Annotated in this window: 26 protein-coding genes; 14 read left to right on the top strand and 12 right to left on the bottom strand. The window is 42.0% G+C overall.

The genetic code is table 11. The features are described 5' to 3' along the window. Positions 1-107 precede the first annotated feature (107 nt). The 4 genes from MSC25_RS17670 (at position 108) to MSC25_RS17655 (ending at position 5,238) form a co-directional block, all read left to right on the top strand. Entirely contained in the window at positions 108-2,393 is a 2,286-nt protein-coding gene (locus tag MSC25_RS17670; protein WP_248444094.1) for a penicillin acylase family protein, read from the top strand. A gap of 58 nt (positions 2,394-2,451) precedes the next feature. Beyond that, a complete protein-coding gene (locus MSC25_RS17665) occupies positions 2,452-3,300 on the top strand; it encodes an MBL fold metallo-hydrolase (RefSeq protein ID WP_138685483.1) in 849 nt (282 codons plus the stop codon). Positions 3,301-3,388: 88 nt separating this feature from the next. Further along, on the top strand, positions 3,389-4,921 hold the full coding sequence (locus MSC25_RS17660) for a bifunctional GNAT family N-acetyltransferase/carbon-nitrogen hydrolase family protein (RefSeq protein WP_029773759.1): 1,533 nt from the start codon (positions 3,389-3,391) through the stop codon (positions 4,919-4,921). Next, positions 4,921-5,238: a multidrug efflux SMR transporter gene (locus tag MSC25_RS17655; RefSeq protein ID WP_004588993.1), complete on the top strand. Its 318-nt coding sequence runs from the start codon at positions 4,921-4,923 to the stop codon at positions 5,236-5,238. The genes MSC25_RS17660 and MSC25_RS17655 overlap by 1 nt, the downstream gene beginning before the upstream one ends. Positions 5,239-5,319: 81 nt before the next feature. On the opposite strand, the gene MSC25_RS17650 is transcribed toward MSC25_RS17655, so the two are convergent. Beyond that, a complete protein-coding gene (locus MSC25_RS17650; RefSeq protein WP_248444092.1) occupies positions 5,320-6,198 on the bottom strand; it encodes a DMT family transporter in 879 nt (292 codons plus the stop codon). Between the two features lie 254 nt (positions 6,199-6,452). Between MSC25_RS17650 and MSC25_RS17645 the strand changes: the two genes are divergently transcribed. Continuing rightward, on the top strand, positions 6,453-6,836 hold the full coding sequence (locus tag MSC25_RS17645; RefSeq protein WP_121636797.1) for an MAPEG family protein: 384 nt from the start codon (positions 6,453-6,455) through the stop codon (positions 6,834-6,836). Between the two features lie 73 nt (positions 6,837-6,909). On the opposite strand, the gene MSC25_RS17640 is transcribed toward MSC25_RS17645, so the two are convergent. The 3 genes from MSC25_RS17640 to MSC25_RS17630 all read right to left on the bottom strand — a co-directional run bounded on the left by MSC25_RS17640 (position 6,910) and on the right by MSC25_RS17630 (position 9,297). Next, positions 6,910-8,121 (bottom strand): M56 family metallopeptidase, encoded by a 1,212-nt coding sequence (locus tag MSC25_RS17640; RefSeq protein WP_248444090.1) that lies wholly within the window; start codon positions 8,119-8,121, stop codon positions 6,910-6,912. A gap of 9 nt (positions 8,122-8,130) precedes the next feature. Continuing rightward, positions 8,131-8,505 carry a BlaI/MecI/CopY family transcriptional regulator gene (locus MSC25_RS17635; protein WP_248444088.1) on the bottom strand — a complete coding sequence of 125 codons (375 nt, stop codon included), beginning with the start codon at positions 8,503-8,505 and terminating at the stop codon, positions 8,131-8,133. A 99-nt stretch (positions 8,506-8,604) separates the two neighbouring features. Then, entirely contained in the window at positions 8,605-9,297 is a 693-nt protein-coding gene (locus MSC25_RS17630; RefSeq protein WP_054983710.1) for a pseudouridine synthase, read from the bottom strand. A 90-nt stretch (positions 9,298-9,387) separates the two neighbouring features. Here MSC25_RS17630 and MSC25_RS17625 point away from each other — a divergent pair, with 90 nt between their 5' ends. Then, positions 9,388-9,693 (top strand): DUF6482 family protein, encoded by a 306-nt coding sequence (locus MSC25_RS17625; RefSeq protein WP_004588987.1) that lies wholly within the window; start codon positions 9,388-9,390, stop codon positions 9,691-9,693. Between the two features lie 41 nt (positions 9,694-9,734). Beyond that, a complete protein-coding gene (locus MSC25_RS17620; RefSeq protein WP_004588986.1) occupies positions 9,735-10,142 on the top strand; it encodes a GNAT family N-acetyltransferase in 408 nt (135 codons plus the stop codon). 15 nt (positions 10,143-10,157) lie between these two features. On the opposite strand, the gene MSC25_RS17615 is transcribed toward MSC25_RS17620, so the two are convergent. The 8 genes from MSC25_RS17615 to MSC25_RS17580 form a co-directional block, all read right to left on the bottom strand. Then, positions 10,158-10,514, bottom strand: a complete 357-nt coding sequence (locus MSC25_RS17615) for a HopJ type III effector protein (protein WP_096040956.1) — start codon at positions 10,512-10,514, stop codon at positions 10,158-10,160. Positions 10,515-10,534: 20 nt separating this feature from the next. Continuing rightward, complete coding sequence (locus MSC25_RS17610) at positions 10,535-11,635, bottom strand: retroviral-like aspartic protease family protein (protein WP_248444086.1); 1,101 nt, start codon at positions 11,633-11,635, stop codon at positions 10,535-10,537. A gap of 24 nt (positions 11,636-11,659) precedes the next feature. Continuing rightward, positions 11,660-12,367 (bottom strand): HAD-IA family hydrolase, encoded by a 708-nt coding sequence (locus MSC25_RS17605; protein WP_064384557.1) that lies wholly within the window; start codon positions 12,365-12,367, stop codon positions 11,660-11,662. Positions 12,368-12,377: 10 nt separating this feature from the next. Next, positions 12,378-13,322, bottom strand: coding sequence for a tyrosine recombinase XerC (locus tag MSC25_RS17600; protein WP_248444084.1), 945 nt, complete (start codon positions 13,320-13,322; stop codon positions 12,378-12,380). Next, on the bottom strand, positions 13,319-13,930 hold the full coding sequence (locus MSC25_RS17595) for a DUF484 family protein (RefSeq protein ID WP_024032071.1): 612 nt from the start codon (positions 13,928-13,930) through the stop codon (positions 13,319-13,321). The genes MSC25_RS17600 and MSC25_RS17595 overlap by 4 nt, the downstream gene beginning before the upstream one ends. After that, positions 13,927-14,757, bottom strand: a complete 831-nt coding sequence (dapF, locus tag MSC25_RS17590; RefSeq protein ID WP_248444083.1) for a diaminopimelate epimerase — start codon at positions 14,755-14,757, stop codon at positions 13,927-13,929. The genes MSC25_RS17595 and dapF overlap by 4 nt, the downstream gene beginning before the upstream one ends. 64 nt (positions 14,758-14,821) lie before the next feature. Then, entirely contained in the window at positions 14,822-16,075 is a 1,254-nt protein-coding gene (gene lysA / locus MSC25_RS17585; protein ID WP_029773748.1) for a diaminopimelate decarboxylase, read from the bottom strand. After that, complete coding sequence (locus MSC25_RS17580; RefSeq protein WP_004588978.1) at positions 16,076-16,267, bottom strand: lipoprotein; 192 nt, start codon at positions 16,265-16,267, stop codon at positions 16,076-16,078. A gap of 148 nt (positions 16,268-16,415) precedes the next feature. On the opposite strand from MSC25_RS17580, the gene cyaY reads away from it, so the two are divergent. From cyaY to MSC25_RS17545, 7 genes are read left to right on the top strand one after another with little or no spacing between them, the layout of a single operon-like run. Beyond that, entirely contained in the window at positions 16,416-16,739 is a 324-nt protein-coding gene (gene cyaY, locus MSC25_RS17575; RefSeq protein ID WP_004588977.1) for an iron donor protein CyaY, read from the top strand. Next, positions 16,736-17,392, top strand: coding sequence for an alpha/beta fold hydrolase (locus tag MSC25_RS17570; RefSeq protein ID WP_248444082.1), 657 nt, complete (start codon positions 16,736-16,738; stop codon positions 17,390-17,392). Before cyaY ends, MSC25_RS17570 begins: the two co-directional genes overlap by 4 nt. A gap of 21 nt (positions 17,393-17,413) precedes the next feature. Continuing rightward, positions 17,414-18,349 (top strand): DUF2914 domain-containing protein, encoded by a 936-nt coding sequence (locus MSC25_RS17565; RefSeq protein WP_248444081.1) that lies wholly within the window; start codon positions 17,414-17,416, stop codon positions 18,347-18,349. A 35-nt stretch (positions 18,350-18,384) separates the two neighbouring features. Further along, on the top strand, positions 18,385-19,323 hold the full coding sequence (gene hemC, locus MSC25_RS17560) for a hydroxymethylbilane synthase (RefSeq protein WP_248444080.1): 939 nt from the start codon (positions 18,385-18,387) through the stop codon (positions 19,321-19,323). Further along, positions 19,324-21,156, top strand: a complete 1,833-nt coding sequence (locus MSC25_RS17555) for a uroporphyrinogen-III synthase (protein WP_248444079.1) — start codon at positions 19,324-19,326, stop codon at positions 21,154-21,156. Next, on the top strand, positions 21,153-22,262 hold the full coding sequence (locus tag MSC25_RS17550) for a heme biosynthesis HemY N-terminal domain-containing protein (RefSeq protein WP_248444078.1): 1,110 nt from the start codon (positions 21,153-21,155) through the stop codon (positions 22,260-22,262). Before MSC25_RS17555 ends, MSC25_RS17550 begins: the two co-directional genes overlap by 4 nt. A gap of 46 nt (positions 22,263-22,308) precedes the next feature. Then, positions 22,309-24,999 carry a CHASE domain-containing protein gene (locus tag MSC25_RS17545; protein ID WP_248444077.1) on the top strand — a complete coding sequence of 897 codons (2,691 nt, stop codon included), beginning with the start codon at positions 22,309-22,311 and terminating at the stop codon, positions 24,997-24,999. The last annotated feature ends 13 nt before the right edge of the window (positions 25,000-25,012 follow it).

Here is a 25,012-nt window from a genome sequence, read left to right as displayed (position 1 = left end):
ATTATCGTGGATTTTGATGTTTATTTCACCCTTTGCGAGTAAGAACATTATTATTTAATAAAACTATGGTTATTATATGTGCAACAAATGGTGCAAAGGACAAATTAATGTTTAAAGTAATCAAATGGCTAGTGTTACTCGTTGTGGTTTTAGGCTTAGCTGGTACAGCGCTTGTGTATGGCGTATTAAGTTTAAGTATGCCCACACTTGATGGTAAAGGCCAAAGTACAGCAATTAATAAGCCGGTTACTATTTCGCGTGATGCACTAGGGCAGGCGGTTATAAAGGCAGAAAACCGCAATAGCGCCGCATACGGGTTAGGCTATGCGCATGGGCAAGACCGTTTTTTTCAAATGGACTTATTAAGACGTAACGCCGCAGGTGAGCTTAGTGAGTTATTTGGTAAAGCGGCCCTTGGGCTTGATAAAAAAATGCGCTTTCATCAATTGCGAAAACGCAGCCGCGCTATATTAAACACCTTACCCGAAAGCGATAAACAACTATTAAACAGCTACGCCCAAGGTGTAAACGAAGGGCTGGCACAAGTTGGCTTTGCAAGCTTTGAGTATTTACTTACAGGCGGCGCGCAAAAACCATGGCAAAGTGAAGATAGCCTATTAGTTATATTTAGCATGTACCTTGATTTGCAAAGTGCCACCTTTGAGCGAGATGAAGCTCTCATACATATTGAGCAAGCATACGGACAACACATGGTTGATTTTTTAACACAACCGAGCCAATACCAAGCGGCGCTTGATGGCAGTAAACTTGCCCCGTTTACAGGCACCATTCCTCAACTTCCAGAGCAAGCACAGCACACGGTTAAAAACATTCAGGCAAACCAAGAGCGCGGTAGCAATAACTGGGCAGTAACCGGTGCGCATACCCAAACGGGAGCAGCCATGCTCTCTGACGATATGCATTTATCTATGACGGTGCCGGTTATTTGGTATAGGGCGCAGCTTAATTACACACAAAATGGCGAGCAAGCTCAGGTAACTGGCGTATCGCTACCCGGCGCCCCTGCTATTGTGGTGGGCACAAATAATAAAATTGCTTGGGGCTTTACTAATGGCTACATAGATACCGCTGATTGGATAGCGCTAAATGATGACAGTAAAACATGGCAAGTAAATGAGCCAATAGCGCTGCCAAATGATGAGGTAGAAAACTACCCATTAACGTTAAGCGAATATGGCCCAGTAAAATACATTAATAAAAAACCCTACGCACTTAGCTGGGCTGCACATAAGCCTTATGCCGTTGATATGGAATTAGTAAAACTTGAACAAGCAAATACGGTTGATGATGCATTAGCAATAGCAAGCGATGTGGGTATTCCGGTACAAAATTTAATGGTGGTAGATAGCCAAGGCAGTGCTGTATGGCAACATATTGGCGCTATACCGGCGCGTAAAACACCGAGTGAGCTAAGTGTTAATGCAACCGAATACTCACCCGACTGGCAGCAAAATGAGCATCAGCGCCCTTATATTAAAAACCCGCAAAATGGGCGATTATGGACAGGTAATTCGCGCGTTGTGTCGGCCACTGATAATGCACGCTTTGGCAATGGCGGGTACGCGCTAGGCGCTCGCTCGAGCCAAATTCGTGATAGGTTATTTGAAAAACAAAGCTTTGCAGAGAGCGACTTTTACGCGCTACAGCTTGATAACCAAGCCCGCTTTTTAACGCCATGGCACACATTGCTACTTAATCAGCTTAAAAAAGACAAAGCCAAAAACGCACAGTACATAAGTGCACTTGAAAACTGGCAGCAATGCGCATGTGCAAGCTCGGTAGGTTATACCTTAGTTAAACACTACCGCAGCACATTAATTAATACTGTATTTGCAAGCATGGAGAACAAACTTAATGAGCAAGACGCCACGCTTAAATATGTAAAACGCGATCTAGAACCAGCTATATGGCAGCTTATTAAGGATAGACCGGGCTCATGGGTAAACCCTGAGTATAAAAATTGGGACGAGCAGTTATTAGGTGCATTTAGCCAAACAGTGACAGCACTTGGGGCTGAGTATGGGGATAACTTGCAAAATTGGCAGTGGGGTAAAGTAAATGCGCTTAATATTGAGCACCCGTTTGCTAAACAAATGCCCATACTGGCTAAGCTTTTAAATATGCCTATAGCGCCAGCTTTTGGCGATAGCTACATGCCCGCCGTACAAGGCAAAAGCTTTGGTGCATCGCAGCGCTTTATTGCCCAACCAGGGCATTTAGAAAACGCCATTATGGCAGTGCCCGGTGGGCAGTCGGGGCATCCGCTATCCGCGTTTTATCGTGCAGGCTTTAGTGACTACATTGAAGGTAAGCACACGCCTTTATTGCCACAAACGCTAATACATCAAATAGTGATAGAGCCAGCACGATGAACTAAATTACAGTTAGTCACGTTCTATATAATCATTAATAAATCAACAGAGAACTAAAATGAAAAAAATACTACCCGCATTAATAACAGGCTTATTACTTAGCAGTGCAACACATGCAGATGAAAATCCGGTAACAGCAGAAAAACTAAGCGACAGTGTGTATGTACTGTTTGGCCAAGGCGGTAACATTGCCGCAAGTGTAGGGGAAGATGGCATTTACATTATTGATGACCAATTTGCTAAGCTTTCAGACGACATTAAAAAAACAATTAGCGATTTAAAACCCGGTAGTGCAGAGTTTGTAATTAATACGCATCATCATGGCGACCACACTGGCGGCAACGAAAACTTTGCCAAAGCCGGTGCGCATGTCATTGCGCACGACAACGTACATAAGCGATTAGAAGAAAAACACGGTGCAAACTCAGATTATTTGCCACGCATTAGCTTTGGCCACGATTTAAAGCTGCATTTTAACAACGAACATGCCCATGTAGTGCACTACGCCCATGCACATACCGACGGTGATTCGGTGATATTTTTTAATAACGATAACATAGTGCACATGGGCGATATTTACTTTAACTTTGGCAGCTTGCCGTTTGTTGATGTAGATAGCGGCGGCAGTGTTGATGGAATATTAGCAGCCGTAAATGACGTTATTAAGCAAATAGATGAGCGCACCATAGTGATACCCGGGCATGGGCCGGTAAGTGACCGTTCAGGGCTGGAAACGTATGCTAAACTTGTTAAAAAAGCCAAAGATTTAATGCTAAAAGCAATGCAAAATAACGCAAGCTTAGAGCAAGTACTAAAAGCTGATCCATTGGCAGAGCTTGGCCTTGAATACGCAGGCTGGTTGCCAAAAGAGAAAGTGACTACACTTTTTTATCGCAGCTTAAAGTAGTACGCGTAACGTAAAAAACATGATACAAAGCTGAGTGTACTTTAGCGTACATTCGGCTTTTATTTTATTATGCCCAAAGGAGTTGTGTATGTCGGCAGAAAAAACCCACCTAGAAATTTGTAACTTAACAAAAGAGCAGTATCCGCAAATTAAAACCTTGATGGATCAGGCTTATCCTGATTTAGGTGGCGCGTGGCCAAGCCATACTATTTTTAGATTGATAGATCAGTTCCCTGAAGGGCAAATAGGCATTGTAGATGATGGCGTGCTAGTGGGTTTAGCACTAAGCGTGCAAGTAGACTACGCGCGTTTTTCAAATCCTCACACATACGAAGACATAGCCGATGGGCACGACCGGGTATTTAGTGACTCCGACGGCGATGCACTATACGGTTTAGATGTAGCAATTAGCGAAACCCACCGAGGCATGCGCTTAGGGCGCAGATTATACGATGCCCGTAAAGAGTTGTGCCGCCAATATAACTTACGCGCTATTTTAGCCGGTGGCCGTATTCCGCGTTATTACAATCACAGTAGTGAAATGACGCCAATGGAATACATTGAAAAGGTTGACCAAAAAGAGCTTTACGACCCAATTTTAAGTTTTCAGCTCTCTAACGACTTTCAGGTAAAACGGTTACTTAAAAAGTACCTGCCGGAGGATCAAGAGTCTGTAGGTTACGCCACCTTGCTTGAGTGGAATAACATAATGTATGAGCCAACCGACACCGTACTCGAATCAACTAAATCGATAGTGCGTATAGGTGCGGTGCAATGGCAAATGCGCTGTGTAGAGTCGGTTGACGAAATGCTCAAGCAGGTAGAATACTTTGTAGATACGGTATCTGACTACAAAAGCGATTTTATATTATTTCCGGAATTTTTTAACGCGCCACTTATGGGCTTAGGCGATCAGAATAATCAAACCGAAGCAATCCGCTATTTAGCCGAATATACCGAAACATTTAAAAACGCGATGTCGCGTATGGCAATAGAGTATAACGCCAATATTATTACTGGCTCTATGCCACTTGCCGAAGACGATAAAATTTATAACGTAAGTTACTTATGCCACCGTAGCGGTAAAATAGACGAGCAGCGAAAAATACACATAACCCCGCATGAACAAAATGATTGGGTGATTCAAGGCGGCGACAAAATTGCCGTGTTTGATACCGATGCTGGGCGTGTAGGTATTCAAATTTGTTACGATGTAGAGTTCCCAGAGCTTTCACGCATATTAGCCAAGCAGGGGCTTGATATACTCTTTGTGCCGTTTTGGACCGATACTAAAAATAGTTATTTACGGGTTCGTCACTGTGCGCAAGCGCGCGCAATCGAAAACGAATGTTATGTGGTTATTGCAGGCTCAGTGGGTAACTTACCTGAGGTAGAAAGCCTAGACGTACAGTACTCGCAATCGGCAGTATTGACCCCGTCTGACTTTTCTTTTCCGCACGATGCAACATTAAATGAAGCCACACCTAATACCGAAATGTTACTATTCAGCGACCTTGATATGGATAAGCTAAAAATTCTTCATAGCGAAGGTACGGTGCGCAATTTAAAAGATCGCCGCGAAGATTTATACGACGTAATTTTGAAAAAGAGAGATGTTTAATGGCATGGGTTTATTTAGTCATTGCCGGCTTGCTTGAAATAGGCTGGCCAATTGGTTTAAAAATTTCACAAAATCCCGACACACGCTGGCAGGGTATAGTAATGGCCATTGCATTTTTAACAGCCAGTGGTTTTATGTTGTGGCTTGCACAAAAGCAAATATCAATGGGGACGTCCTACGCCGTATGGACCGGGATAGGTGCTGCGGGTACGTTTTTAGTGGGTATATTACTTTACGGTGATGCAGCCACGTTTGGCCGTATTGCTGGTGTACTCATGATCATTTGCGGTGTGATAACGCTAAAAATTAGCTCTTAAAAAGAGCGCTTAATACTCGCTTTAAACGTTATTAGCAGCCTATAGTAGCGCAGGTTTAAAAGCCTGTGCTTTCTTATGTTCTCAATTTGGAATCATCACCAAAACAGCGGCAATGGCTATAAGTATTAAGCCCGCGGTATCTTGCTTTTTAAGTGGCTGTTTGAGCCAAAGTACAGCAATTAGCATGGTAAAAAATACCTCTACCTGACCAAGCGTTTTAACATACGCTACGTGCTGTAAACTCATTGCGCTAAACCAGCCAATAGAGCCTACACAGCTAAAAGTACTAATTGCGGCAGTGGTGCCTTTATATTGCCAAAGTTTGCCAACAGTGTGTGGCTCTTTTAGTAATAAATAGCCAAGTAATATAAGCGTTTGTAGGCTTATTACAAACAGTAAAACCCATGCAGCTGAGTGTGGAAACAATAACCCTGAATTTAAGCTCGCTTCACGCACCCACAGCGATGTAAGGGCAAAGCTGGTACCACAGGCAAGGCCAAGTAACGCTGTTTTAGCATCAAAGTGTTTTACGCTGGTTATGCCGCTAAGTAAAAGCACCGCAATAGCGCCTAAAAATACACCCAGCCAACCAAGAAGGCTGAGCGCAGAACCAAAAAACAATACCCCTAAAATAGCCGCTACTAATGCCTCACTTTTAGCAAGCCCTGCACCTATGGCGTAATTATTCATTTTAAACAGTTTTACCATTAAGCCGGTGGCGAGTATTTGCATAACACTTGCGCCAATAATAAACCCCCAAAAGGCATTATTAAAGGTAGGCATGGCTGTGTCTTTATATTGATAAAGACCATACAAATACACTGCAGCAATAGGGCCGGCTAAAATAAAGCGCGAGAGGGTTACGCCAGCCACACTTGCATGTGCGCTTAATTTACTTTGTAGGGCATTTCGCCATGCTTGCATAAAGGCGGCTAAAAAAGTGAAAAAGATCCAGGTCATAGGGGTCGTCGGTAAAAAATAAGGTCTATAAGTTAACAATCTTTAGTTATTAATGCGATGCATTAAGGGTGATAGTGAATATTCATCACCTGCGACATTATGCCGCACTGCTTTATAGGTAAACTTAGCTATAGTAAGTATGATGTTATTGTTTAGCCGCCTGCGTATGTCATAAAACGTGTTGGCGGCTTTTTTGTGTATGTGTGTTATATGTATTGGTTAAATAACTAGGTTTTAAAATAAGAGAATAAATTATGACAACATTAGTAGTATGCGCATTACTTGCTGTATTAATGCCTTATTTTGCAAAAATACCAGTGGCCATTGCAATGGCAAAGCTTGGCCAATACGACAATAAACACCCGCGTTCTCAACAAGCAAAATTAACGGGCTTTGGTGCGCGAACGCTCGCTGCTCATCAAAATTGTTTTGAATCACTTGCAGTGTTTGCCGTTGCTATTGCGGTGGTACTAGGAACTAACTCGGTAAATGCAGTAACCGAAACCTTAGCGGTTACTCATATAGTTTCGCGTACTTTGTATTGCATTTTTTATTGGTTGAACTTAGATATTATCCGTTCGCTTGTATGGTTTATTGGCTTAGGCACTGCCATTGCCATGATTGTAGTGAGTATTTAATTTTATTGTTAAAACCACAAAGCAAGCGGCCTAAAAGGGCGCTTGCTTTGTGCTCTTGCATCACTCATTAGCCTTAATGCGATACTTTAATTCGCTCTATTAAATCGGTATTAGCAACCTCACTGTTTATGGCAAAATCGAGCTGTACAAGTACATCATTAAAGCCTGACTCAGAGATTTTATACTCCCACTTTGCCAGCGCTTCTTTAGCTGATTTATCAAAAGCGTCTGACGGCTTAGATTGAATGACACTAATGTTTTTTGTTCTGCCATTGGCGGCTATATCGTACTTTAATACAACCGAGCCGCTAATGCCTTGCTTAGCGGCTTGGGCTGGGTAGACAGGTTCAATGCGTATTGTTGGTGAAATATGATCCTTTTTCGTTATTTCAGTTTGGGGCTGTTTTGCAATGGCTAAACCGCTAAGCATGCTTGTTGCTATTAGCAGTAAGCCACCTTTGGCTAGGCGAGAGTGATTGCCACTGTGCTTTATATTGGTAAGTCGTTGTAACATGGTTTTTTTATCTCCGTAGTGTGAATAAGCCATTAGGCCTGCGGGCGTTGCTGCCGCACAGTTAACTAAGGCTTTGCTGTATAAAATGTGTTGGTGTGTGGTTTTATTGGCAAGTACCCGCTGATCACAAGTTAGCTCCTGCAAGCGTCTAAAGCTTGCGTAAGCCATCCAGGCGAGCGGGTTAAACCACATTAAAATAGTAGTCAGTAACAGCAGGGCATTTATTAGGTTATCTTTGCGTTTTATGTGCACAGCCTCATGCTCTAAAATAAGTGCCAAAGTGGCTTTATCAAACTGGGTTTTGTAATTACTAGGCAGTATGAGCTTACTTTGTAAAATACCCACCACCATTGGCGATGCAATATGATTACTGGTATAGGTTTTAATGTGTGAGGTTAGAGTGTGTTCGCTATTAATTAAATAATTGAGCTGCAGATTTTTTATAAAGCGAATATGCACAACAAACGCTATGCTAAACAGCACTAGGCTAACCACTACATAAAGCACGGCCCAATTTAGGCCTAAGTTATTAATAAGGGGTTGGTTAGGCGTTATTAAATAATGGCTAATGGCGCTATTTTGCAGTGGCTTAATGTTACTTGGTAAGTTTGCAACCAGTAACGATACGGGGATTAGGCATACTAATTTATACACAAAGCCTGGGCCAAGCAGCCTTAAACTAAAACGCTCACATATAATAAACCCGCCAAGCATTATGCTGAGTAATAATTGCTGCTCTAGTAACCAGTTAAACAGGGTTTGAATATCCATAGCCACTCCTTACTTTTGGTTTTTTTCCCAGTCATCAATGACCTTTTTTAACTCGTTTATATCTTGTTGCGAAAGCTGCTCTGATTTAGCAAACCCGCTTACCAGCGGCGCTATGCGGCCACTAAAAAAGCGCTCAATAAAGTTTTTGCTTTCTTTTAATGTGTAGTCGGCGCGCTCCATACAAGGAGTATAAATATATTGGCGGCCGTCTTTTTCAAAGGTCAGTGCGCCTTTTTTAACTAATCGACCCAGTAGGGTTTTAATGGTTTTTTCGTGCCATTGTTTGCCATCGCTTAAGCGCTCAATAATTTGGCTGGCGGTTGCTGGGTAATTAATCCAAAGCACATCAAGCACGTCGAATTCTGCTTTTGATAACTCAATCATTTTATTGCCTACAAATGTAATCCTTAATTTAAGACTACACCTGTAATCTATTTTTGCAAGGTTATTTTTTAACTTTTTTGTGCGCTATTTAAACGAAGGTTAGATTTTTGAAATATCAGTTTTATTAATTTGTATGTAGTGGTTTTCAGGTAGGTTTAGGTTTGAAAGAGCAAGTTCGCTAAATTGTGCCCGATATAAATCAATTACTTTAAAGCCGCAGTAATGCGCCATTTTACGTATTTGTCTGTTAAGCCCTTGCTTTAAAATAATACTAAACTGGTTGTCAGCTATTTTTGTTACTTCACACGGTAAGGTTACTTGTTTATCTACGGGGATCCCTGCGGCCATTTTTTCGCAAAACGCGTTATTAATAGGTTTATCTACCGTGACTAAATAACGTTTAGGCTGGTGGAAGTCAGGGTGAATAAGTTGATTACAAAAATCTCCGTCGTTGGTCAAAATAAGCAAGCCACGAGAGTCTTTATCTAATCGGCCAATGGGGTAAACCCGAGTGAGGGTAGGTAAATGGTGAATAAGGCTGGCAGGGTCATTTTCATTTAATTTGCAGTCAATACCTACAGGCTTGTGGTACGCAAAATAAACCAAATCGGCAGCCCCTTTTACTGCTTGGCCATTAACTATTACGTCGTCTTGCTCATTAACGTGATCAATATGATTCGCTGGGCGATTATTTACAGTCACCACACCTTCATCAATTAAACGCGATGCCTGTTTTCGTGAGCACACACCAGCGTGAGCAATGTATTTAGCGAGTCGAATTTTATTGCTCATAAGCTTAAAAGGCAGTGATGTAATAATTTGATCGCGATTATAGCAAAGGTGCGTATCTATAAAGTTACTTTTTATTAAAAGGCGATTATTATGGGTATGAAATTTTCTGAGTTAAAAAAGCACGAGCCATTACAAAAAGTGGTCGCGCACTCCCTTGAAATGGCGCTATATCAAGTGTCTGTCATTATAAATAACGTAGAGTATTACGTTACTGAAGAAAATGGCGAGTTTGTTAAAGCGCTCAGCCCGCTGCATATTCAAAAACGTTTTGAAAAAATAGCCTACGCCGAAATGGTACTGCGACATACTAGCGCTTACGATGAAATGTGCGGCCAACCCGAAAAAACAAGCAGCAATTTGCTAGAAGTACCTTATGGAAAAAATAACCTTTTTTAATTAAGTTTGTTTGCTAGTATCTGCTTCTTTAAGGGCGGTACATGTATCAATTAAAAGCAGATAATACCGATGCGTTAAACTCAGCGCTTCGCACTAAAATAGTTGAATTTAACGCACAGCACTTTGATGCGCAAAGAGTGCTATTAGGCTATAAATTTGTTGATGAGCAAGGTGAGCTTGTTGCAGGTATTAGTGGGTGTGTGTTTGGAAATTGGCTGATGATTAGTTGGCTCTGGTGTAGCGATGTAGCGCGAGGTCAAGGGCTTGCAGATAAGTTACTAACGGCACTTGAACAATCAGCTGCTGAACTAGGTGCAACGACCGCACAGCTCGATACGCTTGATTTTCAGGCCAAGCCTTTTTATGAAAAGCGCGGATACGTGGTTAAGTATCAGCTTAACAACTATCCACGCTCTGGTACGCGTTACTTTATGGAAAAAACGCTTTAATTTAGCAGCTTAGTGTTATTTCTCTTTTAGTGGCTCACCATCAAAGCTCAGGCCTAAAAATGGAGTCGCTTCTGGCGCTAACATAAATGTGCGAATGTTCATGTGATCATCGCCTTTAGGGTTTTGTAGTACGTCTTCGCGGTAAAACTTACCAAAGCAATCCAATGTATTTTGCTTGCTTAAATCGTTTAATTTAGCAAACGCAAAAATTTTACATGAGCCGTTGTTCTCGCTTGCGGAGCTAAGTAAGCCGTGGTTATTAAATCCACACGCGGTAAAATCGTAATTAGCTTCTATTACCGCCATGGTATCGCTAAATTGTATGCTTTTAGGGTTGTCTGCAAGTTGCTGTAAAAAATCGTTTAGGGTCATGTTTTTTCCTTAAATTTAAATTATTTAGCACTCAACTCTAACTCATCTGTTTGTTGATTTATATTAAATTTATATCTAGATAAAAAGTTCATTCCTAACAAACCTTGGCCGCGGGTGTTTTCAATACTGAGCACTTCAAAACCGTAAATAGTTTGCACCCCTACTTTAAACGACTCAATTTGGTAGCGTTTTACTCTAATTTGCCCATTCGCCGTGTTTACGGTTACATCGCCTAAATACAGTGGTCTGGGTGAAAGTTGGTTAAGCACGTCACTCGAAAGAGAAGTAATACTTGCGCCGGTATCTATCATTAGCTCTGTTTTAATTGAGCTATTTAGCTCGGTGCTAATTAAGTAATGTGCGCCGTAGGGGGTAAGCGCAATAAAGTCATCTTGCGATTGAGCTTTCTCTATCATTGCGTGTAAGGCAGTTACTTCGGCTTGTAGTGGGTGATTTGATGGCATGCGCTCAATAGTTGTTAAGGCGCTAATAAAGTTCTCTAGTTGATAATAAGCATGCGCGAGTGCGTATAAAAAATGGCTATTGTCGTTTTGATAGTCGAGCCAAATTTGAGTTTGTTCAATAATTGTTTGCCAATTTTGCTGCTCACTCAAACTATGCAGTTCGTTAGTCGTTAAATGCACAAGGCGCCTATCTACAGGGCCTTGCAGGTGCTTATTTAATAATGGGTAGAGCTCAAATAGCGCAATAATTGCGTTTTGCCGTTGCCCGCTTTTTACTAGGTAATCAACGTGTAAAGTGAGTAACTCGGTATTGTAAGGGTCTTTATTTAAAAGTGCATTTAACAATGACTCGCTAAGCGGTAGGTTTGTGTTTAGCCATTGCTTTAGTTGTGCTACCCACGAAGCGTATAAAGTATGTGCTTTTTTTGGAGCGCTTAGATTTAGTTGCTGATACGTATTTAGAGCATCATCAAATTTGTGTTGTGTAAATTGCTGTTGAGCTTGGCTGAGCAGGTTACTTTTTGGCGCTTTGATGCTCTTGCCGCTGTGGATTTTTTGTGTGCCAACTACAGGCTGTTTTTGTGGCCACAATAAGTAAGCGTTTAGGCTAAGCGAGCCTATTAATAGCAAGGTAATTAGCTTGGTATAATGGCTCATTGCAACCTCTTCGTTCTATTTAGGCTATTTGATAAAGTGCGCTAAGGCATGAATATTCGCAATTTCAACATCGGCAAGGCCTTTGTAGTGATAAGCCGCGCTTTGGTCGTTTAACCAAACCGATTGGCAGCCTGCATTATTAGCGCCTTGTACGTCGGTATCTAGGCTATCGCCAATATGTAAAATTTCACTTTTAGCCACGTTTAAGTGCGCGGCGGCTTTATCAAACAGTGTACCGTGGGGTTTGGCTTTACCGTGCATACCAGCTTGCAATACTAGCGCAAATTTATCGCGTAAGTTAAAGCGCTCAATTTCAACATTGCCATTGGTTATTGCAACCAGCGTAAAGTGCTGGGCTAAGTTATCTAGCAGCTTTAGTACGTCGTCGGTTACCACTATTTTACTGCGCGCATCGGCAAAGGCGTTATAGGCAGCATCAGCATGATGCTCTACTTCTTGATCGCTTAAATCTAGCTTTGAAAGGGCTAGGCGTAGCGTATGTTGGCGCCATTTAGTTACATTATCAGCAAGCTCTGGTAACTGTATTACGGCCTCGTTGCGACATTGTTGCCAGTATTTTGGGCCTTTTTGTAAGTAGCTGGGTAGCGCGTTTAAATAATCTTGCTGCGCTTTAACCGCGGCTTTTATTATGGGGTGGTTGTTATACAGGGTGTCGTCTAAATCAAAGCTCATAACTGAAAAAGGGCGAGGAGCACGATTAAATCGGATCATAATTACATTCCTAATCGGTTTGTTTTTTAGCGCGCGGATGAGTGTTGTCGTACACCTTTGCTAAATGCTGAAAATCTAAATGCGTATATACTTGCGTAGCCGATAAACTACTGTGCCCTAATAATTCTTGCACAGCGCGTAAATCGCCAGATGATTCTAAAATATGAGAGGCAAACGAGTGGCGAAGTTTATGCGGGTGCACTTGTGAGCTAATGCCTTGTTTTATTCCCCACTCTTGCATGCGTAAGCGAACTTGGCGAACCGAAATACGATTTTTTTTACTGCTTAAAAACACCGCCATTTCGTCAGGCTTTGCAAATTGCCCCCGTATGTTGAGCCAATTTTTTAACGCTGTGAGCGCTTTGCGACCCACGGGAATGAGGCGCTCTTTGTTACCTTTTCCTTTGACTAATATTTCGCCGCTTGCAGTGTTTATATCCCGTAAGTTGGTGCCAACTAACTCGCTAATGCGCAGCCCAGATGAATACATAAGCTCCATCATAGCTTTGTCTCGTATGGCTAATGGGTCGTCATCGTCAATCTCTAGTAGGCTTGCCATCTGATCTACATCGAGATTTTTAGGTAAAGGCTTAGAAAATTTAGGCCCTTTAATGCCTTGTGCTGGGTTATGATAATGCGCGTGCTGAGCAATGTTTTTGGCTTTTAAAAATTTATACAAACTACGAATGCAGCTTAATTTTAAACTAATGGTGCGCCCACTTAATTGCTTTGAACGAAGCGCCATGCTGTAGCGGCGAATATGCTCGCCTTGTACGCCAAACCAGTCATCACATAATTTACTAAAATACAGGGCAGCAAAGTTTAGTTGGCTAACATACTGATTTACAGTGTGCTCTGAGTACTGTCTTTCGTACTTTAAATAGTCACTAAATAAATGAATGGGTGTACGCCAATGCTCACTTAATTGCTCAGTGTTAGGCGTCTCGTCGCTCATGCCAATTCCAACAGCCTAAGTTGCAATGCATGAACAAAATCAAGCACGAATAGGTTATCTTGTGCGGGTTCAAAATGGTTTTCATCATGGCTGCCAAAGGCCAATATAGCGACCGGTTTTTCAGCGCAACCAATAAGATAAATAGCAGAAGATTGCGTGTTTTCGCAAAATAATAGCTCACGCTCTTGCTGATTAACGCGTCCTAAGTAGTGCCCAAATTGGCTAAGGCGGTGCTCAATAAGCCCATCTAAAGTGTTGTTGTATTTAACCAACCTGCACTCGCTAATGTGTGGGCTGGTACAAATAATATTGCGCAAATTTGCGGCAAGCGTATTAAAGTCGTAGTTTGTCCACAGTTGGCGGTGGCATTGGCTAAACAAGCGATACACTAGCTCATTTTGCGTAGCGTGTTCGCTCATACTGTGTATTTGATTTTTTAACTGAGTATTGTGCTCGCGCAATTGGCGCTGTTGTATGTGCACAAGCGAGGTGGCGCCTTGCGTTTTGTGATGTAACTCAAGTTGTGCAAGCAGCTCTGGCTGCTCTATTAAAAAATCAGGGTGGCGCGCTAAATACTCAGCCACTTGCTCTTTTGTTAGCTCGCTCATAAGGCAACTTGCCCATCAAATACATGCTCGGCTGGGCCGGTCATGCGGACAGGGTGACCTTCGCCGCTCCAACGTACTTGTAAAGTGCCGCCGGGTAAATCAACTTGTACCGTGGTGTTAAGTTTGCTTTGAATGTGGCCAATTACCATTGCTGCGCAGGCACCCGTGCCACATGCTAGGGTTTCACTAACGCCGCGCTCCCACACCCTAAGTTTAATATGATCTTGCGATACCACTTGCATAAAGCCAATATTGGCACGATTTGGAAAACGTTCGTGGTTTTCAAGCAGCGGACCAAGCACCTCAACTTGTGCGGTAGCTATATCGTCAACTTCTAACACGCAATGCGGGTTACCCATAGACACAGCGCCACTAAATACAGTGTGATCTTGAGCTCTTATTATATAAGTTAGTTCTCGCTTGCTGGCTTTAAGCGGGATTTTAGCAGGCTCAAAATTAGGATGGCCCATGTTTACCGTCACTTGCCCGTCTTTTTCTATGTATAGCGTGAGGTTGCCCGACTTAGTCGAGACACTAATTTTGTGCTTGTTAGTTAAGCCTTTCATGCGCACAAAGCGGGCAAAACAGCGTGCGCCATTTCCGCATTGCTCTACTTCATTGCCATCGGCATTAAATATACGGTAATGGAAGTCGAGATCAGGGGAGTAAGGGGCTTCAACCATAAGTAATTGGTCAAAGCCAATACCAAAGTGGCGATCAGCCAGTTTTTTGATTTGATCGCGAGACAAAAATACATTTTGTGTAATGTTATCAATTACAACAAAGTCGTTGCCTAAGCCGTGCATTTTGGAAAAATTAACTAACATAGCGCTCTAATTCGGGTTTGCTCTGCGCTAATCATGCCACAGAGCAGCGCCTTAACAAAAACGTTTATGGTAAAATTTTCTCACCTTGATAAAGGCTCTCGATGGTTTCGCGTTGGCGAATAAGGTGGTGTTGCTCACCATCTACCATTATTTCGGCCACGCGTGGGCGAGAGTTGTAGTTTGAACTCATTGTAAAACCATAGGCACCAGCACTTCGCTGCGCCAATAAGTCGCCTTGTTTAAGGGCTAGCTCGCGGTCTTTTCCTAAAAAGTCGCCGGTTTCGCACACTGGGCCCACAATATCAAAGTTATGTGTTGGTGTGTCGTCATCGCGCACCGATACAGGAATGATTTTTTGCCATGCCTGATAAAGCGAAGGGCGAAGCATGTCGTTCATACCTGCATCGACAATGGCAAAAAATTTATCCTGGTTTTGCTTAATAAACTCAACCTGCGTTACTAAAATTCCAGCATTAGCGGCTATAGCGCGCCCTGGCTCAAAAATAAGTTCAAGGTGTTTGTAATTGGCTAAGCGCTCGGTAACCTGCGCAGCGTATTCACTTGGGTGAGGTGGCTGTTCATCATTGTAAGGAACGCCTAACCCGCCGCCAATATCTAAATGAGTAAGCTCAATACCATTTGCTTTAAGTTCATCTATTAATGCCATTAGCTTATCAAGCGCTTCTAAAAAAGGTTTAACCTCAGTTAATTGCGAGCCTATGTGGCAATCTACGCCGGTTACTTTTAGACCAGGTAAAGACGCCGCATGCTGATAAACGCTCACAGCCGTTTGAATATCGATACCAAACTTGTTTTCTTTTAAACCGGTAGAAATATACGGGTGAGTTTTGGCATCTATATCAGGGTTTACACGAATAGAAATAGGGGCTTCTAAATTTAACTCGCACGCTACCTCAGAAATACGCTCAAGCTCTGAGGCCGACTCAACGTTAAAACATTTAATGCCTAACTTTAGTGCATAAGCAATTTCGTCGGCGGTTTTAGCTACACCTGAAAACACCACTTTACTGGCATCGCCGCCGGCTTTTATTACACGCGCCAGCTCACCTTTAGACACTATGTCAAACCCTGAGCCTAAACGCGCTAATATATTTAATACTGCAATATTAGAATTGGCTTTAACTGCGTAGCACACCAAACTTTTATGATTTTTAGTGGCATTTGCAAAGGCTAAATAATGGCGCTCAAAAGTAGCACGCGAGTACACATAACACGGCGTACCATAGTGCTGAGCAATTGTGGCAATGCTGACATCTTCGGCAAATAATTGATTGTTTTGATAGTTAAAATAATCCATTTATTGCTCCTGCACTTGCTCTGTGTTGGTTTTTTTTACGGGCGTTGGCTGTGCCGTATTAGGGGGTGTGTTTTGCTCAGCCTGTTGCTCTGGTAAATACAAAGGCCCACTTTGGCCGCAGCCAGCTAATGCACTTAGCAGTAAAGTACTTATATATAGTCGTTTTAATTGTAAGGTATGTGTCGCTTTCATTAGATTAATACGGTTGCTGGCTTTATAATCGCAGAGTAACAGAATATCTAAAAAATGCAGCTATTCGCGGATGATTTTATTCCTGTTACACTAGCTGTATATAAACCGTACCCAATATTAGGCAGCTCGCCTGCAAAGGAAAATTACAATGACTGAACACGAATATCACCAATTAGCCGAAGCTCTTATGTTCACAATTGAAGAGCAAGTTGATGATTGCGAAGCAGATTTAGACTACGAATCGGCAGAGGGTATTTTAGAAATAATTTTCCCTGATAAAAGTAAAATTGTAATTAACAAACAAGCGCCTTTGCATCAAGTGTGGGTTGCGACTAAATTTAATGGCCACCATTTTGAAATGCGTGACGGCCAGTGGATTGATAACCGCTCGGGTGCAGAGTTTTGGGAGTTTATGAACCAAGCGTCTACTCGCCAAGCTGGCCAAGAAATTAAGTGGCAATCAAGCTTATGAGTTTAGAGTTTGCACAATATCCAGCGCAAGGTGAGCACAAAGCCACTGTTATTTGGTTACATGGTTTAGGCGACTCGGGCGATGGCTTTGCACCGGTTGCACCGCAACTTAACTTACCCAGTGAGCTTGGTATACGATTTATTTTTCCGCATGCGCCTATTCAACCGGTCACCATAAATGGTGGCATGGAAATGCGCTCGTGGTACGACATTAAATCTATAGAATTAGACAAACGTGCCGATGAACAAGGCGTGAGAGATTCAGCCGAAAAAGTGCAAACCCTGATCAATCAAGAAATTGAAAATGGTATACCTGCCGATAAAATTATTTTGGCGGGCTTTTCGCAAGGGGGCGTGGTGTCTTTACATTTAGCGCCGCGATTTGAGCACAAACTTGCAGGTGTTATGGCGCTGTCTACTTATATGTGCGTGCCTGAAAAGCTAGCGCAAGAAGCAAAGCATACTGATTTAAATGTATTTATGGCTCATGGCAGCCAAGATAATGTAGTGCCGCATAGCGCGGGTAGAAGTGCGTTTGAAGTATTAACAGCACATAACATGGATGTAAGCTGGCAAGAATACCCTATGGCTCATCAGGTTTGCGCAGAAGAACTGCAAGCTATTCGCCAATGGTTAATTGCCCGTTTAAGCTAATTTGGAGCCGCTGAGGTCAATATGAGTCAAAAAATAGTTATTAAAGCAAATGTAAAACGCGAACCACAAAATAGTGTACCTAATGTAAGCTACGAGTGGCATTGGCGTCGTATTGCGAGTGTTTCTATGTTAGTAGCAATGACCTCGGCAGCGGTTGTGTATGGCTTAACTAGCTCGGTAAATGCCGAGCAGGGCGAGCAACCTAATGAGCAATCGCCGTATTTACATTTAAGCGACAACACAGCAGATAATGTTGAGCCCACGGTGAGTGTAAATGACGAGCAAGCGCGCCCAAATGAGCTTACAAATGATATAGCAGATGTTGCGCCAGCGGTGCTTGAGGATGAAAGCGTTAATAATACTTCGTTAGCGCAAAGCAATAATGAGCAAACGAATAGAGAGCCAATTGCTAACGTTCAAAGCAATCAAGTTTCTGTTATTGAGCAATCAGATACTGAACTCGCTGAGCCTATCGCTAATCAGCCGCTTAATAGTACGCAGTTAAGCGCATCACCCAGTGAACTGCTTCCAGATATTGAAAACGACGACGGCTCGCTAACTAGCAGTGAAGGTTTTTCATCTAATGCGCACATTGCCAGTGTTGCGTTAGGCGCACAAATTGATACAGGTAAAATTAGCCGTGCAGTGCTTACTCGCAAAGTAAGTAAGCGCGAGCCCACTAATGTATTTGCTGCAGATATTCGCTTAAATCAGTTTGAAGAGGCGCTTTCGTTTTTTAGTGAGCTTAAAAACCTACAAGGCCAACAAGTAAAGCATGTATGGTCTTATGAGGGTGAAACCATGGCTGAGATTTCACTTAATGTTACCTCGCCGCGCTACAGAACGTACTCAACCAAAAATATTATGAATACACAAACAGGCCATTGGCGTGTAGATGTTGTTGATGAGCAAGGTAATTTAATTGCTCAAAAAGAATTTAGAATTTTAGCTAATTAAGCTTGGCTATTAGCTGTAACTATTTGGATACCCCTATGACAGAAAAAACAAAGTTAGTACGCATTGCAACCCGTAAAAGTGCTTTAGCGCTTTGGCAGGCTGAATTTGTAAAAGCACAGCTTGAGCATTTTCATACTGATGTGCGCGTAGAATTAGTCCCTATGTCTACTCAAGGGGATATTATTTTAGATACACCGCTTGCTAAAATTGGTGGTAAAGGCTTGTTTGTTAAAGAGCTTGAGCAAGCAATGTTAGATGGCCGCGCGGATATAGCAGTGCATTCAATGAAAGATGTACCCGTAGAATTTCCAGAAGGCTTAGTACTGCACACCATTTGTGAGCGTGAAGACCCGCGAGACGCGTTTGTATCAAATAACTTTGCCAATTTAAGCGAATTACCACAAGGCGCTGTAGTCGGTACTTCTAGCCTTCGTCGTCAGTGCCAAATTAGAGCTTTGCGCCCTGATTTAGTCATTAAAGACTTACGTGGTAATGTTAATACCCGTTTAGCTAAGCTAGATGATGGTCAGTACGATGCGATTATTTTAGCCGCAGCCGGACTGCTACGTTTAAAAATGGACGAGCGTATTGCTGATTATATTGAGCCTGAGGTATCTCTACCTGCTAACGGACAAGGTGCTGTCGGTATTGAATGTCGTATTGACGATGAAGTAACAAAAGCCTTATTGGCCCCGCTTGAGCATACCCAAACACGCATTCGTGTAAATGCAGAGCGTGCTATGAATCGTCATTTAGAAGGTGGCTGCCAAGTACCAATTGGTGCCTACGCATTAGTTGATGGCGAGCAAGTGCATTTACGTGGCCTCGTGGGCGCGGTAGATGGTAGTGAAATTTTACATGACGAAGTAACCGGTCATATAAATGATGCAGAAGCTATCGGTGTGCAGCTAGCTAAAAAGTTATTAGCGCAAGGCGCCGACAAAATATTAGCAGAAGTATATAGAGACGCATAAATGACACATATCCTGATAACTCGGCCCGAAGGAAAAGGCGCAGCCCTTGCTCAGCAACTTGAGCAAGCGGGTTATCAGGCGTCATTATTTCCTGTTTTAAAAATATCCTACCTTACGCCTTCTTCTACCGAGCTAAGCCCGCTAATTAATGCCGATAAAATTATTTTTATCTCTCAAGATGCCGTTACTGCCCTTGCGCAATTAAAGCCAACAATAAATACCAAAGCGCAATTTTACGCAGTAGGTCAGCAAACTGCAGATACTATTTATGCGTTATTTGGCGTGCGCGCAGCAGTGCCTAAACTGCATGATTCTGAAGGGTTATTGGCGCTAAACTCGTTAGCTGAGGTTGATGGTAGTAATATTGTATTAGTAAAAGGTCAAGCGGGGCGCCCTGATATTGCCAAAACCTTAAAGGCGCGTGGGGCATTTTTAAATAACTGTGTGGTATACAAGCGCGAGCCAATAAGCGCTGAAAAAGCCAACTGGACAGACCACTGGCAAAGCCTGAAAGTACAAGGTATAGTCATAACCAGTAATGCAGCAGTTGATGCAATATTTAATAACCTGACTGAACAACAGTTACAGTGGTTACAACAGTGCCGATTTTATGTTGCTAGCGAGCGTATAGCCGCTTATTTACAACAGCAACAGGTAAGCTCGGCTAATATACACATTGCCGCAGGGGCAAGCGATACCGCTATGTTTTCCTGCATAAAACAGCAAGGTAGCAAGATGAGCGAACAGTCAAAGCCAGTAACGGCAGATAACACACCAACCACTAAGGCAGCGGCCTCAGCACAAAAAAAAGAGGCAGCTAAAGCACACAGTAAACCCCACAACGATAAGCAAAAAATAAGTAAATTAGCGGTATTAGCGCTGATCATTTCGCTTATTGTTGCCTGTGGTGTGGGGTATGAGTTTTACCAAAAACTCAATGCAGGTAAAGCCCAAAATGTAGCTGTTAATGAACTAAAAGAAGAAAACGCGTTATTGTCACAAGAGTTACAGGCGCTCAAGTCGGCGCAATCTAATCTTCAGCAAGCATTGTTCAATAGTGAGCAAAAAGTGGCAGCTGCGCTTAATGAAAGTGCAGAGAGTAACCAGCAACAATTAAAAGCAGCATTGCAACAAGCTCAGCAGCAAGGCGCTTCACTAAACCCGCAAGAAGTAACCAGCTTACAACGTATGGCTGAGTTTAAACTGTGGGCTGAAAAAGATTACCAAGGTGCCAGCGCTGTACTTAAACGCTTAGATGCCTTATTGAGTGAACACCCAGGTACTGTTGCAGTTCGCCAAGCAATAACACAAGACATTCAAACACTAGATAGCTTAAAACCTATCCCAACAGAAGCCATTTACTTAAAACTTAATAGTGTGTTATCAAACATAGATAAGCTTGCATTTAATGCCGTTAACATACCGCAAGAAGCAGCAGAAATTGAAAAAAATGCCTTGAGTGAAGATGTAAGCGATTGGCAGCAAAACCTAAGTAATAGCTGGAACAAGCTAGTTGATAGCTTTATTACTATTCGCCAGCACGAAGGGGTTGCTATAGAGCCACTGCTAACCGATCAGGAGCGCCACTTAATTAATCAACGTATTAAATTAAATGTGACGCAAGCTCAAGATGCATTAATGAGCAAACAAGCGAGCATTTATTTTAGTGCCATAAGTGAGGCAAAGCGTCTTGTTAATGAGTACTTTAAACAAGATGACGAGGCGACAAAAGTGGTTATAAACGCACTAACTAGCCTAGAAAAAGAGCCATTAAACTTTAACCCTGAAGTAAACCTACAAAGTACACAGCAGGTTAAGGAGTGGGCGCAATGATAGGGCTTATAGTATTAATTGTTGCGATTGTTTTAGTATTAGCGATTACGCCATTTGTACTGGATGAAAAAGGCTATGTGCTGATCTCGTTTAACAACACCACGATTGAAGGCACGATTGTATCGTTTTGTATTATGGCGGTAATTAGTGCAACTATTTTGTTTTTAACTTACAAATTAGTGCGCTATTTATTGTCGATTTATCATAATACTAAACATGGATTTTTTGCGCGTAGCGAAGAGCGAAAGCAAGCAGCTATAGAGCAAGCCTTATGGAGTGCGATAAACGATGATTACGAGCTTGTTGAGCAAACGTTATCAGGTAATAGTGTACCCAGTAAGTTTGAAGATATACGCTTAGCGCTATTAGCAAAAGCAGCGCTTGCTAATAACCAAACTGACAAAGCACTAGAGCGTTTATTTGAAATTAGCCCAGAGCAGCAACTTAACGTTGCTAAGCTTTGGATAGCCAGTGGCGATAGTAGCGCAATAGAATCACAAATGCGTGCTAACAGCGATTCAAAAAAAGCGACACCACTTGAGCTTAAGCTATACGCCGAAATACTTGTACAGCAACAGCACTTTAGTGCACTTGAAGACTTTTTACCGCGTTTACTTCGCAAAAAAGTCCTCAACGATGCGCAGTGGACGCAGCTGTTTAATGCCTATTTTAATGCACAAGCTAGCGATAAAATCACTGAAAAATATAAACAACTTCCTAAAAAGCTACAAGCTCATGCTAATACAGCTTACTTAATGCAAATGGCTAAAGTGGGCCAATTAAGTGCGATTGAAAGTGACTTAATTAAAATGGTGAAGCACGACGAGCAACATGCTCAGCTGGCCAATATATTAAGTAACGCTACCTCGGCAGAGGCTGTAAAGCTTCAAAGTAGTATTCAAGAGCGCCTGAAAAAAGATGATGCAAACAACGCATTATTACTCTCGCTTGCGTGTTTAGCTAATGCCCAAGGCGATTATGAGTTAGCCGCAAAGGTTTTTGATAAAGCATTGAATATCGAAAGCAAAAAGCAATTTGCTCAGCAAGCAGCGCTTAGCTATAAAAATACCGCACAAGCCGATAAAGCACTCGTTTTGTATCAATAAAGGCTACACTTATACTTTTGCAGCTTTGATATTCGGGAGCATTGGGTTGAAACACTTTTTCATTGTCACTGTAAGTTTAGCGTGCGCTTACTTTTTTACCGGATATTTTAGTAATTTACTATTAGCGATAGATGGCTACGCAGTGGCTGTGTGGCCGCCTTCAGGGATTGCGCTTGCTGGCTTTTTAATTTGGGGCAGAAAGAGCTTACTAGGTATTGTTTTAGGGGCTTTTTTTACTAACCTCATTCATTTAGAAAGCGCCTCAGCGATATTTCAATTAAGTGTATTTATGCATGCTGCAGCTGTTACCTTTGCTGCTACTTTACAAGCATGGGTAGGTAGCCAGTTGGTCACTAAAGTGATTAAAGCACCACTCGACTTATCTTCTTTAAAGCACTGTATTCAAAGTCTCGTTGTTGCCGGCCCATTGTGCTGTGTTATAGCTGCAGGTGTAGGCACCAGCTTATTAATTTTTAATGGCGTTATTGTGTCTCAAGCCGGTTGGGATACGTTTATAGCGTGGTGGATAGGCGACAGTATTGGGGTGCTTGTTTTTACTCCGCTTATGCTAGCGGCATTTAACTATTCACAGGTAAATTATCGCCTACAAGTTATACTGCCCTCACTGTTAATTTATATGGTTATAAGTATTAGCTTTTATGGCGCGGCCAGTGTAAAAAAAGAAAAAAACATTCAAAAAGAAGAGCTGAAAATATTAGCCACTCAAGATGCTATCAACAATAAAATTAACGAAATAACAGCACACCTCGCCTTACTGGCGACCTTTTTTTCTAGTAGTGACGATGTGAGCTTTACTGAATTTAAGCAGTTTACTTCTAAGCAGCTTAGTTACAGCGAAGAAATTTTAGCATTTGAGTGGGTGCCCTACTTACCAAGTGAAAACTTAGCTCAGTATATAGAGGCTAATAACAACACCGAGCTGGCTAAATATAGCTTAAAAGAAAGAGCAAAAGATGGCAGTTGGCAGGCCGCACCCCCACGAGATTTTTACTACCCCGTACAATACGCACATCCTTTGTCGGGAAATGAAGACGTAATTGGCTTTGATCTTGCCTCAAATGAGGTAAGGCGATCTGCATTAATAAAAGCAAAAGTGTTAAATGAGTTGGTGATCAGTGAGCCAATAAATTTAGTACAAAACGCAGCTGAGCGCGGCGTGTTGTTTTTTCATCCGGTGTTTGGCAACAATATTACCGAAGACGATTTTAAAGGTTTTGTGGTAGCCGTTGTTAGTTTAGAAAGACTATCAAACGCGGTGTTATTTGATCAAAACAACGGCGTTGCAGTGAGCTTTACAGACACCACAACAGAGAATAATGCACAGCCTATTTTTATTGCCGATCACCAACAACTATTGCCGTTAAAAGACTATAAGTTATTGGTAGGTAAGCGGGTATGGCAGGTGGAGCTACATCAGCCACTGCAACGAGAGTCATGGTTAGTTTACTGGCTTGCACAAATCGCCGGCATGTTATTTGTTTGGCTGCTTATTACCTTTTTAATATCGGTAACGGGTACCAATATTCGTATACGTGAGCAGGTAGCAAAACAAACAAAAATTTTACGCTTAGAAAAGCAAAAGGCCGATGAAGCCAATGAAATAAAAAGCCAGTTTTTAGCAAATATGAGCCACGAAGTTCGCACGCCTATTAATGGTATTAAAGGGCTGCATTATTTAGCCCTACAGCAAAACGATTGGCAGCAAGCTCGCAGCTATATTGAGCAAGCAGATGGTGCACTGGGCGTATTGCTAAGAGTATTAAATGATGTGCTCGATTTTTCTAAAATGGAAGCAGGCAAACTTGATTTAATTCAAGAGCCAATTGATGTAGGCACACTCAGTGAAGAAGTGGCCAATTTACTGCAGTTTGATATAGAAGCAAAGTCGCTAGAATTTATGCTTGATTACGATAAATCAAGTAACTTGGTTATCAACACCGACCCAATACGCTTAAAACAAGTTTTGCTAAACCTAATCAATAATGCCATTAAGTTTACGGCTAAAGGCAGCATCACACTTAAAGTGTGGCAATCAAAAAAAATGACTTACTTTAGCGTTAACGATACCGGTATTGGTATTAGTAAAGAGGCCCAAAAACAGCTCTTTAAACCGTTTGCACAAGCAGATAGTTCTACCTCGCGTCAATATGGCGGCACGGGCTTAGGTTTAAGTATATGCAAAAAGCTTGTAGAGTTGATGGGTGGAGAAATTGATTTAATAAGCCACGAAGGGCACGGTTCTACGTTTACCTTTAGCTTACCAATTTATTCGCCGCTACCAAAGGCTGAGCAAATAAAGCAACAATATGATGAGATAGATGTTAGTACGCTTTCTTTTGCAGATTATAAATTATTACTTGTTGAAGATAACCCATTAAATCAGCACGTCGCGAGCGCTATTTTAAAAACCAAAGGGTGCGTTGCTGATATTGCTAATGATGGTTTTGAGGCGATTGAAAAGCTGACAGAGCATACCTACGACATTGTGCTTATGGATATACAAATGCCAAAAATGGATGGCCTTGAAGCCACGCGAGTTATTCGTAATGAACTTGGTTTGTTTGACCTACCTATTATTGGCTTATCTGCTAATGCCCACGATGACGATGTTAAAAAAGCAGTTGCCAGCGGTATGGATAATTATATTACTAAACCCATTGAAGCAAATACCTTATTTAAAACACTCTGGCATCACTTAGCTCATCAAAATAAGTGAACAAAAACCTAAT

The sequence above is a fragment of the Pseudoalteromonas sp. 1CM17D genome, from assembly GCF_023161805.1.
GTDB lineage: Bacteria > Pseudomonadota > Gammaproteobacteria > Enterobacterales > Alteromonadaceae > Pseudoalteromonas > Pseudoalteromonas atlantica.
The sequence above is the reverse complement of the archived record's forward strand: the minus strand, read 5'-3'. Positions and strand labels throughout refer to the sequence as shown.